The following is a 15,883-nucleotide window of genomic DNA, read 5'->3' as shown; positions in this document are numbered from 1 at the left end:
GAACAATCAGAGGTGAAGCATGCACGCTACGTCGTCCGACGATTTCTCCCTGTCTTCCCGGGTCGCGCTGGTGACCGGCGCCGGACGCGGCATCGGCCGGGGCATCGCCCTCGCCCTGGCGCGCGCCGGCGCCGACGTGGCGGTGGCCGACCTCGATCCGCAGGTCGCCGAGGAAACCGCCGCCGCGATCCGCAGCCTCGGTCGCCGCAGCCTGGCCCTTGGGGTCGACGTCAGCGACGGCGACAGCGTCCGGGCGATGGTCGAGCGGGTCGCCACGGAGTTCGGCCGGCTCGACGTGGCGGTGAACAATGCCGGGGTGATCAGCATCCGCAAGGTCGCCGAACTCAGCCTCGCCGACTGGGACCGGGTGATGAACGTCAACGCCCGCGGCGTGTTCCTCTGCTGCCAGGCCGAACTGCCGCTGATGCAGGCGCAGCGCTGGGGGCGGATCGTCAACCTGTCATCGATCGCCGGCAAGGTCGGTCTCCCAGACCTCGCCCACTACTGTGCCTCGAAGTTTGCCGTGATCGGTTTCAGCAATGCCCTGGCCAAGGAGGTCGCGCGCGACGGGGTGACGGTCAACGCGCTCTGCCCGGGAATCGTCGGCACCGGAATGTGGCGCGGCGAGGACGGCTTGTCGGGCCGCTGGCGGCAGGCCGGCGAAAGCGAGGCGCAGTCCTGGGAACGCCACCAGGCCAGCCTGCTGCCCCAGGGTGAGGCGCAGACCGTCGAAGACATGGGCCAGCTCGTCGTCTACCTGGCCTGCGCGCCGCACGTCACCGGCCAGGCCATCGCCGTCGACGGCGGATTCTCGCTATGACCCCGCCCTCGCCGATCGTCGGCATCATCGCCAACCCGGCCTCCGGTCGCGACCTGCGTCGCCTCACCGCCCATGCCGGGCTGCACTCCAGCACCGACAAGGCATCGGTGGTGCAACGCCTGCTCGCCGCCTTCGGCGCCACCGGCATCCGCCATGCGTTGCTGCCGCCGGACATGACCGGCATCGCCGCCGCCGTGCTCCGGGCCAGCCAGACCCGCCAGGCCCGCGACGGCCACTGGCCGTTCCTGGAGTTCCTCGACATGCCGCTGCGCCAGAGCGTCGAGGATACCCGCCTGGCGGCGCGGCGCATGGTCGAGCGCGGCGTGGCGCTGATCGCCGTGCTCGGCGGCGACGGCACGCACAAGGCAGTGGCCGCCGAGGTCGGCGACGTCCCCCTGCTGGCGCTGTCCACCGGGACCAACAACGCCTTCCCGGAGCTGCGCGAAGCCACCGGCGCGGGGCTCGCCGGCGGCCTCTGCGCCAGCAACCGGGTGCCGCCGGAGATCGGCCTGCGACGCAACAAGCGCCTGCTGGTGCGCGAGCCGCGCCGCGGGCTCTGCGAGTGGGCGCTGGTGGACGTCGCGGTGTCGCCGCAGCCGTTCATCGGCGCCCGCGCCATCAGTCGCGCCGAAGACCTCGCCGAAGTCTTCGTCAGCTTCGCCGAACCCCACGCCATCGGCCTTTCGGCGCTTTGCGGACTGTGGTCGCCGGTGAGCCGCGAGGAGCCCCACGGCGCGTGGATGCGCCTGCATCCGGACGCCCGCGAGAGCCTGCTGGTGCCGCTGGCGCCGGGCCTGCTGGTGGGCTGCGGGGTCTCTGCCGCCGGCTACCTGCAACCCGGCGTGGCCCACGCGCCGAGCCTGTCCAGCGGGACCCTGGCGCTGGACGGAGAGCGCGAGATCGAGTTCAGCACCACCGACCGCCCAAGCATCACCCTCGACCCTTCCGGCCCGTTCAGCGTCGATGTGCCGGCCACCCTCGCCTACGCCGCCCGCCATCGCCTGCTGGCCGGCCAGCGAACCCCGATGACCCCGTGAAGACAACCTGGAGAACAACAAGATGTCCACTCTGAGCACCGACCAACTGCTCCATGCCTACCGCGTGATGCGCACCATCCGCGCCTTCGAGGAACGCCTGCACGTCGAGTTCGCCACGGGCGAGATACCCGGCTTCGTCCACCTCTACGCCGGCGAGGAAGCCTCCGCCGCCGGCGTGATGGCGCACCTGCGCGACGACGACTGCATCGCCTCCACCCATCGCGGCCACGGCCACTGCATCGCCAAGGGCGTAGACGTGCACGGCATGATGGCGGAGATCTATGGCAAGAAGACCGGGGTCTGCCAGGGCAAGGGCGGCTCCATGCATATCGCCGACCTGGAGAAAGGCATGCTCGGCGCCAACGGAATCGTCGGCGCCGGCGCGCCGCTGGCCGCCGGCGCCGCGCTGGCGGCCAAGCTGAAAGGCAGCGATGCGGTGGCGGTGGCCTTCTTCGGCGATGGCGGCTCCAACGAAGGCGCGGTGTTCGAGGCGATGAACCTGGCCGCGGTGTGGAACCTGCCGTGCCTGTTCGTCGCCGAGAACAACGGCTATGCCGAGGCCACCGCGGCCAACTGGTCGGTGGCCTGCGACCACATCGCCGACCGCGCCGCCGGTTTCGGCATGCCCGGGGTGACCGTCGACGGCTTCGACTTCTTCGCCGTCCACGAGGCTGCCGGCGCCGCCATCGAGCGCGCCCGCGCCGGCGAGGGGCCGTCGCTGATCGAAGTCAAGCTGACCCGCTACTACGGACACTTCGAGGGCGACGCACAGACCTACCGCGATCCCGACGAAGTAAAGCACTACCGGGAAACCCGCGACTGCCTCAAGCAGTTCCGCGAACGCACCTGCCACGCCGGCCTGCTCTCCGCCAGCGACCTGGACGCCATCGACGCCGAGGTCGAGGCGCGCATCGAGGATGCCGTGCAGCGCGCGAAGAACGATCCCAAGCCGGAGCCGGACGACCTGCTGCGCGACGTCTACGTGTCCTATCCCTGAGCCGCCCGAAAACAAGAACGAGGAGAACCATCATGGCGAGAAAGATCAGCTACCAGCAGGCCATCAACGAGGCGCTGGCCCAGGAAATGCGCCGCGACCCGAGCGTCTTCATCATGGGCGAAGACAATGCCGGCGGCGCCGGCGCGCCCGGCGAGGACGACGCCTGGGGCGGCGTGCTGGGGGTCACCAAGGGCCTCTACCACCAGTTCCCCGGCCGCGTGCTGGATACCCCGTTGTCAGAGATCGGCTATGTCGGCGCCGCGGTCGGCGCCGCCACCCGCGGCATGCGCCCGGTGTGCGAACTGATGTTCGTCGACTTCGCCGGTTGCTGCCTGGACCAGATCCTCAACCAGGCCGCCAAGTTCCGCTACATGTTCGGCGGCAAGGCGGTCACCCCGCTGGTGATCCGTACCATGGTCGGCGCCGGCCTGCGCGCCGCCGCCCAGCATTCGCAGATGCTCACTTCGCTATGGACCCACATCCCCGGCCTCAAGGTGGTCTGCCCGTCGTCGCCCTACGACGCCAAGGGCCTGCTGGTCCAGGCGATCCGCGACAACGACCCGGTGATCTTCTGCGAGCACAAGCTGCTCTATTCGATGCAGGGCGAGGTACCCGAGGAGCTGTACAGCGTACCCTTCGGCGAGGCGAACTTCCTCCGCGACGGCGACGACGTCACCCTGGTGACCTACGGCCGCATGGTCCACCTGGCGCTGGACGCCGCCGCCAGCCTGGCGCGCCAGGGCATCTCCTGCGAAGTACTGGACCTGCGCAGCACCAGCCCGATGGACGAGGACAGCATTCTCGAAAGCGTGGAAAAGACCGGCCGCCTGGTGGTGGTCGACGAAGCCAACCCACGCTGCTCGATGGCCACCGACATCGCCGCGCTGGTCGCCGAACGGGCCTTCTCCGCGCTGCGCGCGCCGATCCGCCGGGTCACCGCGCCCCATACGCCGGTGCCTTTCTCCGACGCCCTGGAAGACCTCTACATCCCCGACGCGGCGAAGATCGAGGCAGCCGTGCGCCAGGCCCTGGAAGGGAGGGACGCGGCATGAGCCGGATCCATACACTGACCATGCCCAAGTGGGGCCTGTCGATGACCGAGGGTCGGGTGGACGCCTGGCTCAAGGAAGAGGGCGCGCATATCGAGAAAGGCGACGAGGTGCTCGACGTGGAGACCGACAAGATCTCCAGCAGCGTCGAGGCGCCCTTCTCGGGCGTGCTGCGGCGCAAGGTGGCGCGCGAGGACGAGACCCTGGCGGTCGGCGCGCTGCTCGGCGTGGTGGTCGAGGGCGAGGCGAGCGACGAGGAGATCGACGCACTGGTGCAACGCTTCCAGGCCGAATTCGTACCCGCCGACGAGGACGCTGGGGATAGCGGACCGGCACCGCGGAAAGTCGAGCTGGACGGGCGCCTCCTGCGCTATTTCGACCGCGGCGAGGGCGATCCGGCGCTACTGCTGATCCACGGTTTCGGTGGCGACCTGAACAACTGGTTGTTCAACCACGAGGCGCTGGCCGCCGAGCGGCGGGTGATCGCTCTAGACCTGCCGGGCCACGGCGAGTCCGGCAAGGCCCTGGTGCGCGGCGACCTCGATGAACTCAGCGGCAGCGTGCTGGCCCTGCTCGACCACCTCGACCTGGAACAGGTACACCTGGCCGGTCACTCCATGGGGGGAGCGGTGGCGCTGAACTGCGCGCGCCTGGCGCCGCAGCGGGTGCTGTCGCTGAGCCTGATCGGCAGCGCCGGCCTCGGCGAGGAGATCAACGGCGACTACCTGCGCGGCTTCGTCGAGGCGGCCAACCGCAACGCGTTGAAGCCGCAACTGGTGCAGTTGTTCTCCGACCCCGCGCTGGTCACCCGGCAGATGCTCGAGGACATGCTCCGCTACAAGCGCCTGGAAGGCGTCGATGCGGCCCTGCGCCAGTTGCTGGACAACCTGTTCGCCGACGGTCGCCAGCGCAACGACCTGCGTGCCGTGGCGAGCGAGGGCCGCCAGCCGGTCCTGGCGATCTGGGGCAGCGATGACGCGATCATCCCGGCGCGGCATGCCGAGGGCCTGCCAGCCCAGGTGGAGATCATTCCCGGACAGGCGCACATGGTGCAGATGGAAGCCGCCGAGCAGGTCAACCGCCTGCTGCTCGACTTCCTCCGCCAGCATTGAGGAGACGACCGACATGAACAGTTCCCCGCAAGCCAACGCGGCGATGCGCGCCGCCGTCTGGCACGGCCGCCACGATATCCGCGTGGAAGACGTGCCGCTCCCGGCCGAGCCGCCGCCCGGCTGGGTGCAGATCCGCGTGCACTGGTGCGGCATCTGCGGCTCCGACCTGCACGAATACCTGGCCGGCCCGGTATTCATCCCCGTGGAGGCGCCGCACCCGCTCACCGGCCTCAAGGACCAATGCATCCTCGGCCACGAGTTCAGCGGCGAAATCGTCCGCCTCGGCAACGGCGTGACCGGCTTCGCCGTCGGCCAGGCGGTCGCCGCAGACGCCTGCCAGCATTGCGGCACCTGCTACTACTGCCGGCATGGGCTGTACAACATCTGCGAGAACCTGGCCTTCACCGGGCTGATGAACAACGGCGCCTTCGCCGAATACGTCAACGTACCGGCCAACCTGCTCTACGCCCTGCCGGCCGGATTTCCCAGCGAGGCCGGCGCGCTGATCGAGCCGCTAGCGGTGGGCATGCACGCGGTGAAGAAGGCCGGCAGCCTGCTCGGGCAGAACGTGGTGGTGGTCGGCGCCGGCACCATCGGCCTGTGCACCATCATGTGCGCGCGCGCCGCCGGCGCGGCACAGGTGATCGCCCTGGAGATGTCCTCGGCGCGCAAGGCCAAGGCCCTAGAGGTCGGCGCCAGCCAGGTGCTCGACCCCTCGCGGTGCGACGCCCTAGGCGAAATCCGCGCCCTCACCGGCGGGCTTGGCGCCGACGTCAGCTTCGAATGCATCGGCAACAAGCACACCGCCAAGCTGGCCATCGATGCCATCCGCAAGGCCGGCAAATGCGTGCTTGTAGGAATCTTCGAGGAGCCCAGTGAATTCAATTTCTTCGAGCTGGTTTCCACCGAGAAGCAGTTGCTCGGGGCCCTCGCCTACAACGGCGAGTTCGCCGACGTGATCGCCTTCATAGCCGACGGCCGCCTCGACATCGCACCGCTGGTGACCGGTCGCATCGGCCTGGAAGAAATCGTCGAGCGCGGTTTCGAAGAGTTGGTGAACAACAAGGAGCACAACGTGAAGATCATCGTCTCGCCGGGCGGCTGACGCTTCAGCCCTTGTCGCGCTTGCGACACAGCCCCGCGGCCGGCGGGGCTTGCTTTACGAAACGCAGAGACGCGGGCGGAGGCTCAGAACCACTTGTCGTTGCGCTTGCGCCGCACCCTCAGCAGCGACGGCAGGATCAGCCCGGCGAACAGGCCGGCGCCGGCGATGCTGCCGCCGTAGACCATGTAGCGCATCAGCACCTGCTTGTTCTCGTCGCCCAGTTGCGCCTGCACCGCACGCAGGTCGGAGCGGGCCTTGCCGAGCTCGGCGTCCAGGTTGCTGCGCGCCGCCTGCAATTCGTCGATCAACTTCTTGCGCGTGTCGAGGGTTTCCTGCATGCCCTGCACGCGGGTCTTCCAGGTGTCGTTGATGCCGTCCAGCTCGGCGGTCAGGGCGGCCACCTTCTGCTCCAGTTGCGGCAGGCGCTCGGCCTGGCCGGGAACCTCCTGCAAGTCGCGGCTGGGAATCCACACGGTGCTGCCGTTCTCGCCGCGCACCTGGCTGTAGTTGCCCTGGGTGCCAAGCAGCTCGACCTTCTGCCCGGAGGTGAGGGTGCCGACGATGCGATAGCCATCGGTGGGGCCGCTGCGCACGAAAGTGGTCAGGCTGTCGCTCACCCAGCGCGCGTTGCCGGTCGCCTCCTCGGCCTGCGCCGGGGCGCCGGCCGCCAGCAGGCCGCCGAGCAGGCAGGCTCCGATGACGCGGTTCAGGAACGGGGAAAGAGCGGCGGGGATGCGACGGGATAGGGACATGGCAATCTTCACATGGCGAGAGAACGAAACCCGCAAAGGGGAGCGAAAAAGCCGGCCAGTCGAATTGTTATGGACAAGCGCGCGACCGGGGCGGGGCTACCGCATGGCCAAGGGCCATGCGCCCGGCCCGGTTGGGCCGACGGCTGACAGACAGCGCTCGGGGCGATTGAGTTCACTCGTTTCCGCAGGAATGGATGGATGGTTGTAACAGCAGAATGCCAGGCCTGCCGACGGCCAGCGCTGCCCAGGCTGCGACCTGTCCGGATGATCCCCGGGGTACGACGGTATCTACGCCAAGGCAGAGGCTCCCTCGCCTGTACCACGCCCCACCGGTCGGATGGCGTGCTGCGATACAGCGGGCCCGTCAGGCGGCCAACCGCAGGCGGTCACTCGCTCGCCATCGCCGCCAGGTCGCGGCCGTCGCCGGCCCTTTCCATCATTCCTCTGCCAGGTGCCCGGCGAAGGTAGTGGCGCTGTAGCGCTCGCGGAACAGCCCCTTCTCCACCAGGCGCGGCACCACCTGTTCGAGGAACAGCCGCAGCGAGCCGACCGAGCCTCCCGGCGCGGCGATGAAACCGTCCATGGCGCCGGCGCCGGCCCAGTCGACGATCTGCTCGACGGCATCGTCCACCGTACCGATGACCTGCCAGTGCGCCGCGGAAACCACCTCGGGGCGCAGCAGCAACTGGTCCAGGCGTAACGTCTCGCGCTCGATCAGGCGCCGCAGCAGGTCGGTGTGGGTGCGGCTGCCGGGGTTGGCCACCGGCGGCGGCAGGTCGGCCGCGGAAATCGGCCGGTCCAGCGGCCAGTCGCTGAGGTCGAGGCCGAGCATCTGCCTGATCGTGGCGAACTTGCGCGCGCGGTCCAGGCGCGCGTGGGTCTGCATGAAGATTTCCCGCGCCTCCTCGCGGCTCTCCGCCAGGTACAGGCTGAAGCCCGGCAGCAGGCGCACGTCGCGCGGCGAGCGACCGTGGCGTTCGGCGCGGCGGGAAAGGTCGCGGCGCAGTTCCAGGGCAGCCTCCTTGTCCGGAGTCGGCGCGAACACCAGGTCGGCCACCGAGGCGGCGAAGTCGCGCCCGCTCTCGGAGGCGCCGGCCTGCACCAGGGGAATCCCCGCCTCGCCGAAGGCCGGCAGGTTGAGCGGTCCCTTGACCTTGAGGAATTCGCCGTCGTGGTCGACCGGGCGCACCCGGGAAACGTCGGCGTAGCGGCCGCTCTCGCGGTCGACCAGGAGTGCCTCGCGGGGGAAGCTGTCCCACAGGTCGTGCACCAGCCGGGTGAACTCGGCGGCGCGCGCGTAGCGCTGCTCCGCATCGGGCATCGCGTCCAGGCCGAAGTTCTCGTGGCCCTGCAGCGCGGTGACGATGTTCCAGCCGGCGCGGCCGTTGCTGATCCAGTGCAGCGATTGCAGCTGCCGGGCCACCACGTAGGGCGGATAGAACGTGGTGGAGACCGTCGACACCAGGCCGATCCGCGAGGTTTCGCGGGCGACCGCGGCAAGCAGTACGGTGGGATCCAGGCTGGCGAAGCCGGAGCCGGTCTCCAGCACGTCCAGTGGCAGGCTGCTGACGTCCGGGCGAAACACGAAGTCGAGGTGGGCGGCTTCGGAGCGCCTGGCGATGTCGACGGCGAAATCGCTGCCGAAGATGCCTTCGATGTTGCTGTCGGGGCGCCGCCAGGCATCGCCGCTGAGCCAGGTGGGGGCCAGCGACATGCCGATGTGCAGGCGTTTCGGGGTACTCATCGTGCCAATCTCCTGTATGGGCTCTGGGGCTGGGCCGGCCCTGCGCGGGGCCGGCTTCTCGGGGCGCCTAGAAGGTGCCCTTGATGCCGATGCCGAGGGTCCGCGGCTGCGTCATGCTCGCCTCGATGCCGCCGATCCCCCGGTTTTCCTGCATGTAGGTGGGCGAGCGGTCGTCGAACACGTTCTTCACGTAGCCATAGAGCTGCACCTGGTCGTTGAAGCGGTAGCTGGCGCGGGCGTCGGTGAGGGTGTAGGCCTTGATCGAGTAGGCCTTGGTGTTGGCGGTGTCCGAGTAGTAGCCGTCCAGGTAGCGCACCTGGGCGTTCAGGTTGAGGCGCTCGGTGACGTCCCAGCTCGGTCCGAAGCTGAGGGTATAGCCCGGCGAGCGGGCGAACTCGTTGTGCTCGTAGCCGGTATTGCCGGACATCTCGTCGATCCGGGTGCGTAGCACGCCGGCGCTGGCCTTCAGCCGCAGGTCGTCGCGCAGGCGGTAGTCGAGGTCCAGCTCCATGCCGTAGGCGTGGGCCTTCTCGGCGTTGATGGTGTACGACTGCGCCACCCCCGGCGAAACCACCACCGGGATGTTGTACTGGGCGTCCTTGAAATCCATGAAGAACAGGTTGCCGTTCAGCAGCAGGCGGCCGTCGAGCAGGCTGGCGCGGGTGAACAGTTCGTAGTTCCAGATGGTTTCTTCCTTGAAGTAGGCCCAGTTGCGGGTGGTCAGGTTGAGCGACACGCCGCCGGGGTTGTAGCCGCGGCTGACCAGGCCGCCGACGGTCCAGTCCGGGGTCGCGGCGAAGGCCAGGGAGACTTTCGGCAGGAAGGCCGAGAAGGTCTTCTGGTAGTCCAGCGGACGCGGCGCCAGCACCGAGTTGCCGCTGCGCTCGATGCGATCCTCCTGGTAGCGCAGGCCGGTGGTCAGGGTCCAGCGGTCGCTCAGGCGGTAGTTCAGCTCGCCGAACACACCGAGGTTCTTCTTCGTGTCGTCGAAGGCCGACAGCCCGCGCAGGTGCAGTGTCTCGTCGGTGCGGGTGCGGGCGTAGTAGACCCCGCCCATGCCGCTGATCCGGTCCTCCTGCTCGCCGAAGCTGATCCGCGATTCGTTGGAGGCGTTCTTCTGGCGGATGTCGGCGTCGCCCTCGCCGCCCGCTCCGGTGGTGCGGTGCACCGAGGACAGCGAGTACTGCGCCTGGTTGAACAGGCGGATGCCATTGTCGAGGTCATAGGCGACGTCGAGGATGCTGGTGTTGGTGTCCTGCTCCCAGCTGGGCATGGTGGTCGAGCGATGGTCGAGCTTGTCGAACGGGCGGGTCGCCGCTTCCTGGGTCGGGCGGTTGCTGTCGTTGTGGGAGAAGGTGAACTTGCTCTCCAGGCCCGGAATTCCGCTGGGCAGCCAGAGCAGCTTGGCGCGCGCGTTGAGGGCGCGGAAGTCCTGGTCGGTGCCGCTGTCCTGGAACTTCGGGTTGTCGTAGTCGATGAAGGTGTCGCGGCCCGCGTAGTCCACCGCCAGGCGCCCGGCGAAGTCCTGCGCCAGCGGGCCGGACACTGCGATCGAGCTGCGCCGCGAATGGTAGCTGCCGATCTCCGCCTGGTAGGCAGCCTCGGGGCTGAAGGTCGGGTCCTTGGTGTTGACGATGATCGCCCCGGCGATGGCGTTGGCGCCCTGGGAGGTGGTCTGCGGGCCGCGGAACACCTCGATGCTGTCGACGTCCCAGACCGAGGTCGCGCCGAAGAACATCTCGTTGTAGTTCAGGTAGTGGCCATCGAGGTTGATCGTCGCCCGCGGCACTGTGCCACCCCAGAACACGTTCTGCCCGTTGTTCGGGCCCTGGGTGTCCTGGCCGCGGATGATCGGCGCGCCCACCGAGTCGGTGTAGACCACGTTGGGACTGCCATTGATCACCTCGGCGACCGAGGCGTTGCCGGTCTGCTTGCGGTCGATGTCGCGGGCGCTGGTGAGCGATACCGAGGACGCCGTGTCCTTCAGCGAGCGTTCACGTTTCTCGCCGGTCACGACCAGCGCCTCGAGGGCGGCGGGTTCGTCCTCGGCGGGCGGGTTTTCCCGGGCCAGTGCCGATGGCGAGGCGAGCAGGGTGGACAGCGTGACGACGCCGATTCCCCGGTTGAGCGTGCGGTGCGTGCGGGCGTTCAAGGATCTTCTCCAAATGGGAATGACTCTCTTTTACATTCAGGCTATCACGCCACCAGATCATTCCTCAATGGGGAATAGATTCCTCATTGCGAAATATGGAATCTCCTACGCCCGTCCCTTCCGCGGCGCCCCACCGCCCCGGGGAATCGGTATCATGGGCGCCGCCCGCGCCACCGCAGCGCGGACCGAAGCCTATGGATCAACCGTGGTGAGGAGACCGAGCCGTTGAATACTTCGCAGCCCCCGGCGAACGAGATGCCGGACGCCCCGGGCGAAAAGCGCTCCGGCACCATCCAGTCGGTGTCCATCGCCGCGCGCTTCCTGAAGACCCTGGCCAACGCCGAAGGCGAGCTGGCCCTCGGCGAAGTGGCCCGGCGCACCGGCACCGGCGGCTCCACCGCGCACCGCTACCTGCAGAGCCTGGTGAAGGAAGGCCTGGCCCGCCAGGACCCGCTCAGCGGTCTCTACGACCTCGGGCCGGCGGCGCTGAGCATCGGCATAGGCGCGCTGAAGCGGATCGACGCGGTAGATATCGCCGCCCGCCACATGAAGGCCCTGGCCCAACGGCATGCTGCCAGCGGCGGGGTGGCGATCTGGACCGAGCGCGGCCCGACCCTGGTGCGCTGGTACCGCAGCGCCTATTTCTCGATCAACCCGCTGGCCCTGGGCGATATCCTGCCCATCGACAATACCGCTTGCGGCCTGGTGTTCCAGGCCTTCCTGCCGAAGGCCGTGGTCGACGCCGCGCGCAAGCAGCAACCGACGCACTTCCGCGGCAGCCCGCCGAGCCGCGCGCTGCTCGACGAGGTGCGCGAGCGCTGCTGGGCCGAACTGACCAGCCACCTGCTGTCGAACGTCACCGGCCAGGCGGCGCCGGTGTTCGACGCCCAGCAGGAGATCGTCTGCGCCATGACCACGGTGACCGATCTCGGCCAGTTGCAGTCGGCGGAAGACCGCGACGCGCTGTTCCACGAGGCGCTGCAGGTCAACCAGTCCACCGGTGGCCTGGTCCTCCACCCCGGCATGCGGCCGCCGCCGCGCTGAGCCACCTCAGCCCGGCGCGTCGGCGGCGATCCCGCGCGGCACCAGCAGCGGCGTGCCGCTGACCGGGTCGGCGATGATCAACGAGCGCAAGCCGAACACCTCCTCCACCAGACGCTCGGTGAAGATATGCGCCGGCGCGCCCTCGGCGAGGATCGCGCCGTCACGCATGGCGATCAGGTGCGAGGCATAGCGGCAGGCCTGGTTGAGGTCGTGCAGCACGGCGACGATGGTGCGCCCCTGGCGATTCAGCTCGGCGAGCAGTTCGAGCAATTCGATCTGGTGGACGATATCCAGGTAGGTGGTTGGCTCGTCGAGCAGCAGCAACGGGGTTTCCTGCGCCAGCACCATGGCGATCCACACGCGTTGCCGCTGGCCGCCGGAGAGCGCGTCGAGCGGTCGCTCGGCCAGGCCGTCGACCCGCGTGGCGCGTAACGCCGCCGCTACCGCGCGCTCATCCGCCGGCGACCACTGGCGCAGGAACGACTGGTGCGGATAGCGCCCGCGCGCCACCAGCTCGGCCACCGTGATGCCATCCGGCGCCAGCGCGCTCTGCGGCAGCAGGCCGAGACGCCGCGCCACTTCCCGTCCCGGCAGGCTGTGGATATCCCTGCCGTCCAGCACCACCCGGCCCTCGGCCGGCGCCAACAGGCGCGACAATGCCGCCAGCAGGGTCGACTTGCCGCAGGCGTTGGGCCCGACGATCACACTGAACGAACCCTCGGGGATGGCCAGCGAGAGATTCCGCGAAACGGTCCGCGCGTCGCGGCGCAAGGTCACGGCGTCCGCGTGCAGGCGATGGGTCATGGGAGGTTCCTGGATAAGAATGGCTCGAATATGTGGAATCGATTCTACATTATGGAATAGACTGCATGAGAAGCATTATCATATGAATCCGTCCGCCCGGCTTCCCCTACAGCGAAAACAGCCTTCATGCCGACCCGCCGCCGCTCCGCCCTGCCGTTACTCGCCCTCGCCCTGAGCCTGTTCGCCACCCTCGCCGCGGCCGGGGAGCCGAAGCCGGCGCGGATCGTCTCCACCACCCCGAGCGTCACCGGCATCCTGCTGGCGATGGACGCACCGCTGGTGGCCAGCGCCGCCACCACGCCAAGTCGCCTGACCGACGCCAAGGGCTTCTTCTCGCAATGGGCGAAGGTCGCCGACCAACGTGGCGTCGAGGTGCTCTACCGCAACCTGCGCTTCGACATCGAAGCGGTGATCGCCCAGGATCCGGACCTGCTGGTCGCCTCCGCCACCGGCGCCGACAGCGCCGCGCCATACCGTGCGGAGCTGGAGGCGCAGGGCGTACCGACGCTGGTGGTCGACTACTCGAAACACAGCTGGCAGGAACTGGCTACCGAGCTGGGCCGGCACACCGGCCTGGAACGCCAGGCGCAGGCCGCCATCCAGCGCTTCGACGCCTACACCGCCGAAGTCGCCGCGGCCATCGCGCCGCCGCAGGGCCCGGTCAGCGTGGTCGGCTACAACATCGCCGGCAGCTATTCCATCGGCCGCCAGGCCAGCCCCCAGGCACGCCTGCTCGAAGCCCTCGGCTTCCAGGTGGCGGAACTGCCGGAGGCGCTGGCGGGCAAGGTGACGCGCGCCTCGGACTTCCAGTTCATCTCGCGGGAAAACCTGCCCGCCGCCATCGCCGGCGACAGCGTGTTCCTGCTCGGCGCCAGCGACGACGACGTGCAGGCGTTCCTCGCCGACCCGGTGCTGGCCAACCTGTCGGCGGTGCGCGAAAAGCGCGTGTACGCCCTGGGCCCCAGTTCCTTCCGCATCGACTACTACTCGGGGCGGCAGATGATCGACAACGTCGCCCGCCATTTCCGCTGAGCCATGCGCCCGTTCGCCGGAAGTCCGCTTATGCAGGCGTCCCCGATGCGCCGCCGGCGCCTGCGCGCCTGGGGCCTGCTCGCCGGCGCGCTGCTGCTCGCGCTGGCGGCCCTGGCCAGCCTGGCGCTGGGCTCGCGGCCGGTGCCCCTGGCGGTCACCCTGGATGCCCTGCAAGCCGTCGATCCGCACGATGATCGCCACCTGGTGGTACGCGAACTGCGCCTGCCGCGCACCCTGGTGGCGCTGCTGGCCGGTGCGGCACTGGGAGTGGCCGGCGCGCTGATGCAGGCGCTGACGCGCAATCCGCTGGCCGAACCCGGCCTGCTGGGGATCAACGCCGGCGCGGCGCTGGCGGTGATCGTCGGGGTCGCGCTGTTCGACCTGGCGAGCATGGGCCAGTACCTCGGTTGCGCCTTCCTCGGCGCCGGCCTGGCCGGCATCGCCGTATTCCTTCTCGGCCAGGCCCGCGAGACCGGCACCAACCCGGTGCGCCTGGTGCTGGCGGGTGCCGGCTTGTCGGTGATGCTCGCCTCGCTGACCGGGATCATCGTGCTGAACGCCCCGCCGGAAGTCTTCGACCGCTTCCGCCACTGGGCCGCCGGCTCGCTTTCCGGCAGCGGCTTCGCCCTGCTCGGATGGCCGGGCCTGGCCATCGGCGCCGGGCTGGCCGCCGCCTTCGCCCTCGCCGCCAGGCTCAATGCCCTGGCCCTGGGCCAGGAGATCGGCCAGGCGCTCGGCGTCGACCTGCGCCTGACCTGGTTGCTCGCCTGCCTGGCGGTGATGCTGCTGGCCGGCGCGGCGACCGCCCTGGCCGGGCCGATCGCCTTCGTCGGCCTGGTCGCCCCGCACCTCGCGCGACTGCTGGCCGGACCGGACCAGCGCTGGATCCTGCCTTTCTCGGCGCTGATCGCCGCCGGCCTGCTGCTCGGCGCCGACATCCTCGGGCGGCTGCTGGCGGCGCCGGCGGAGATCGCCGCCGGAATCGTCGCTTTGCTGCTCGGCGGACCGGCCTTCATCGTCCTGGTCAGGCGCTTCCGCCTGAGCCGCCTGTGAACGGTCTCCACGCCCTGCGCCTGGGTTCCCTGTCGCTGCGTTGGCGGCCACGGGCGGCGCTGGCCTGCCTGGTCCTCGCGGGGGTCGGGCTGGCGCTGGCGGCGGCGCTGCTGGGGACCGGCAGCCTGGCGCTGGGCCCGGCAGAGGTGTTCGCCAGCCTACTCGGCCAGGGCCAGGACCCCACCGCCCAGCGCATCGTCCAGCGCGTGCGCCTGCCACGGGTGCTCACCGCCTGCCTGGTCGGCGCCGCGCTGGGCATGGCCGGGGCGATCTTCCAGTCGATCTCGCGCAATCCGCTGGGCTCGCCCGACGTCATCGGTTTCACCACCGGCGCCGCCAGCGGCGCCATCGTGCAGATCATCCTGTTCGATGCCGGCCCGCTGGCCACCTCGCTGGCGGCGCTGGCCGCCGGCCTCTGCACGGCGCTGGCGGTGGTGCTGCTGGCGCGCCGGGGCGCCACCGCCGGCGGCTACCGCCTGGTGCTGGTGGGCATCGGTGTCGGCGCCAGCCTGTCGGGCCTGAACAGCCTGCTGCTGGTCACCGGCAACCTCGACCAGGCGATGTACGCCCAGCTCTGGCTGGCCGGCTCGCTGAACACCCGGACCTGGTCGCACGTCGTCCCGGCAGCGCTGGGCCTGCTCGCCAGCGTGCCGCTGGCGCTGTACCACGGTCGTCGCCTGGAAGTGCTGGAGCTGGGCGATGCCAGCGCCGCCCAGCTCGGCGTGGCGGTGGAGCGCGTGCGCTTGCAGATGGTCCTGGTCGCCGTCGGCACGACCGCCATCGCCACCGCCGCGGCCGGCCCCATCGCCTTCATCGCCCTGGCCGGCCCGCAACTGGCCCGGCGCCTGACCCGCTCGGCCGGGGTGCCGTTGCTGTCCGGCGCATTGATGGGCGCGGTCCTGCTGCTGGCCGCCGACCTGCTCGGCCAGCGCCTGGCATACGTCGCCAACCTGCCGATCGGCCTGATGACCGGCCTGCTCGGCGGTTTCTACCTGCTCTGGCTACTGCTGCGCAGCCGCCGGATCTGAGCCCTGGCCTCAACGACCGCCCAGGCTGCCGTTGCCGCGCCCCCGCCAGGGAAGCCGCGAACGCCGGCCAGGATGTACACTGCATCCCCTGTATCGACCCGGCCGCCTCGCGGCCCCCGTCGCAGCAAGCAGAGAACAAGAGGAACGATGATGA

14 protein-coding genes are annotated in these 15,883 nt (G+C 69.6%); 10 read left to right on the top strand and 4 right to left on the bottom strand.

Annotated elements, in window-relative coordinates:
* The first annotated feature begins 19 nt into the window (after positions 1-19).
* Genes VQ065_RS04290 through VQ065_RS04265 form a run of 6 tightly spaced genes read left to right on the top strand, consistent with a single transcriptional unit; the run spans position 20 to position 6,120 of the window.
* Positions 20-820: an SDR family NAD(P)-dependent oxidoreductase gene (locus VQ065_RS04290; RefSeq protein WP_003104791.1), complete on the top strand. Its 801-nt coding sequence runs from the start codon at positions 20-22 to the stop codon at positions 818-820.
* Positions 817-1,857, top strand: a complete 1,041-nt coding sequence (locus VQ065_RS04285) for an ATP-NAD kinase family protein (protein WP_003093505.1) — start codon at positions 817-819, stop codon at positions 1,855-1,857. The genes VQ065_RS04290 and VQ065_RS04285 overlap by 4 nt, the downstream gene beginning before the upstream one ends.
* A gap of 22 nt (positions 1,858-1,879) precedes the next feature.
* Positions 1,880-2,854 carry a thiamine pyrophosphate-dependent dehydrogenase E1 component subunit alpha gene (locus VQ065_RS04280; protein WP_003093507.1) on the top strand — a complete coding sequence of 325 codons (975 nt, stop codon included), beginning with the start codon at positions 1,880-1,882 and terminating at the stop codon, positions 2,852-2,854.
* A 32-nt stretch (positions 2,855-2,886) separates the two neighbouring features.
* Positions 2,887-3,906 (top strand): alpha-ketoacid dehydrogenase subunit beta, encoded by a 1,020-nt coding sequence (locus VQ065_RS04275; protein WP_003111356.1) that lies wholly within the window; start codon positions 2,887-2,889, stop codon positions 3,904-3,906.
* Positions 3,903-5,015: an acetoin dehydrogenase dihydrolipoyllysine-residue acetyltransferase subunit gene (locus VQ065_RS04270; protein WP_003093511.1), complete on the top strand. Its 1,113-nt coding sequence runs from the start codon at positions 3,903-3,905 to the stop codon at positions 5,013-5,015. Before VQ065_RS04275 ends, VQ065_RS04270 begins: the two co-directional genes overlap by 4 nt.
* A 43-nt stretch (positions 5,016-5,058) precedes the next feature.
* Positions 5,059-6,120: a 2,3-butanediol dehydrogenase gene (locus VQ065_RS04265; RefSeq protein ID WP_003111357.1), complete on the top strand. Its 1,062-nt coding sequence runs from the start codon at positions 5,059-5,061 to the stop codon at positions 6,118-6,120.
* An 83-nt stretch (positions 6,121-6,203) separates the two neighbouring features.
* Here the strand turns inward: VQ065_RS04265 and VQ065_RS04260 are convergent, their stop codons facing one another.
* The 3 genes from VQ065_RS04260 to VQ065_RS04250 all read right to left on the bottom strand — a co-directional run bounded on the left by VQ065_RS04260 (position 6,204) and on the right by VQ065_RS04250 (position 10,768).
* On the bottom strand, positions 6,204-6,872 hold the full coding sequence (locus VQ065_RS04260) for a TIGR04211 family SH3 domain-containing protein (RefSeq protein ID WP_003093522.1): 669 nt from the start codon (positions 6,870-6,872) through the stop codon (positions 6,204-6,206).
* Between the two features lie 436 nt (positions 6,873-7,308).
* Entirely contained in the window at positions 7,309-8,616 is a 1,308-nt protein-coding gene (locus VQ065_RS04255; protein ID WP_003093524.1) for an NtaA/DmoA family FMN-dependent monooxygenase, read from the bottom strand.
* A 67-nt stretch (positions 8,617-8,683) separates the two neighbouring features.
* The gene (locus tag VQ065_RS04250) at positions 8,684-10,768 is read right to left on the bottom strand and encodes a TonB-dependent receptor (RefSeq protein ID WP_003093526.1); all 2,085 of its coding nucleotides are present in this window, start codon (positions 10,766-10,768) and stop codon (positions 8,684-8,686) included.
* A 255-nt stretch (positions 10,769-11,023) separates the two neighbouring features.
* Between VQ065_RS04250 and VQ065_RS04245 the strand changes: the two genes are divergently transcribed.
* Entirely contained in the window at positions 11,024-11,812 is a 789-nt protein-coding gene (locus VQ065_RS04245) for an IclR family transcriptional regulator (RefSeq protein WP_023657005.1), read from the top strand.
* Positions 11,813-11,818: 6 nt separating this feature from the next.
* On the opposite strand, the gene VQ065_RS04240 is transcribed toward VQ065_RS04245, so the two are convergent.
* Entirely contained in the window at positions 11,819-12,616 is a 798-nt protein-coding gene (locus tag VQ065_RS04240; protein ID WP_003093530.1) for an ABC transporter ATP-binding protein, read from the bottom strand.
* A gap of 126 nt (positions 12,617-12,742) precedes the next feature.
* Here VQ065_RS04240 and fepB point away from each other — a divergent pair, with 126 nt between their 5' ends.
* The 3 genes from fepB to VQ065_RS04225 are packed head-to-tail and all read left to right on the top strand — an operon-like array spanning position 12,743 to position 15,729.
* Positions 12,743-13,648 carry a Fe2+-enterobactin ABC transporter substrate-binding protein gene (gene fepB / locus VQ065_RS04235; protein ID WP_003093531.1) on the top strand — a complete coding sequence of 302 codons (906 nt, stop codon included), beginning with the start codon at positions 12,743-12,745 and terminating at the stop codon, positions 13,646-13,648.
* Positions 13,649-13,678: 30 nt separating this feature from the next.
* Complete coding sequence (locus VQ065_RS04230; protein ID WP_023095181.1) at positions 13,679-14,701, top strand: FecCD family ABC transporter permease; 1,023 nt, start codon at positions 13,679-13,681, stop codon at positions 14,699-14,701.
* The gene (locus tag VQ065_RS04225) at positions 14,698-15,729 is read left to right on the top strand and encodes a FecCD family ABC transporter permease (RefSeq protein ID WP_014604040.1); all 1,032 of its coding nucleotides are present in this window, start codon (positions 14,698-14,700) and stop codon (positions 15,727-15,729) included. Before VQ065_RS04230 ends, VQ065_RS04225 begins: the two co-directional genes overlap by 4 nt.
* Positions 15,730-15,883: the final 154 nt, after the last annotated feature.

Source organism: Pseudomonas sp. KBN10P06128 (assembly GCF_037574945.1).
In the GTDB taxonomy this organism is placed as follows: domain Bacteria; phylum Pseudomonadota; class Gammaproteobacteria; order Pseudomonadales; family Pseudomonadaceae; genus Pseudomonas; species Pseudomonas aeruginosa.
Note: the sequence above shows the minus strand (reverse complement) of the source record. Positions and strands in the feature narration are given on the sequence as shown.

Bases quoted from the DNA above. Each gene is read 5' to 3' on its own strand.
- VQ065_RS04290 (WP_003104791.1), top strand. From the start codon at position 20: ATGCACGCTACGTCGTCCGACGATTTCTCCCTGTCTTCCCGGGTCGCG.
- VQ065_RS04285 (WP_003093505.1), top strand. From the start codon at position 817: ATGACCCCGCCCTCGCCGATCGTCGGCATCATCGCCAACCCGGCCTCC.
- VQ065_RS04280 (WP_003093507.1), top strand. From the start codon at position 1,880: ATGTCCACTCTGAGCACCGACCAACTGCTCCATGCCTACCGCGTGATG.
- VQ065_RS04275 (WP_003111356.1), top strand. From the start codon at position 2,887: ATGGCGAGAAAGATCAGCTACCAGCAGGCCATCAACGAGGCGCTGGCC.
- VQ065_RS04270 (WP_003093511.1), top strand. From the start codon at position 3,903: ATGAGCCGGATCCATACACTGACCATGCCCAAGTGGGGCCTGTCGATG.
- VQ065_RS04265 (WP_003111357.1), top strand. From the start codon at position 5,059: ATGCGCGCCGCCGTCTGGCACGGCCGCCACGATATCCGCGTGGAAGAC.
- VQ065_RS04260 (WP_003093522.1), bottom strand. From the start codon at position 6,872: ATGTCCCTATCCCGTCGCATCCCCGCCGCTCTTTCCCCGTTCCTGAAC.
- VQ065_RS04255 (WP_003093524.1), bottom strand. From the start codon at position 8,616: ATGAGTACCCCGAAACGCCTGCACATCGGCATGTCGCTGGCCCCCACC.
- VQ065_RS04245 (WP_023657005.1), top strand. From the start codon at position 11,024: ATGCCGGACGCCCCGGGCGAAAAGCGCTCCGGCACCATCCAGTCGGTG.
- VQ065_RS04240 (WP_003093530.1), bottom strand. From the start codon at position 12,616: ATGACCCATCGCCTGCACGCGGACGCCGTGACCTTGCGCCGCGACGCG.
- fepB (WP_003093531.1), top strand. From the start codon at position 12,743: ATGCCGACCCGCCGCCGCTCCGCCCTGCCGTTACTCGCCCTCGCCCTG.
- VQ065_RS04230 (WP_023095181.1), top strand. From the start codon at position 13,679: ATGCAGGCGTCCCCGATGCGCCGCCGGCGCCTGCGCGCCTGGGGCCTG.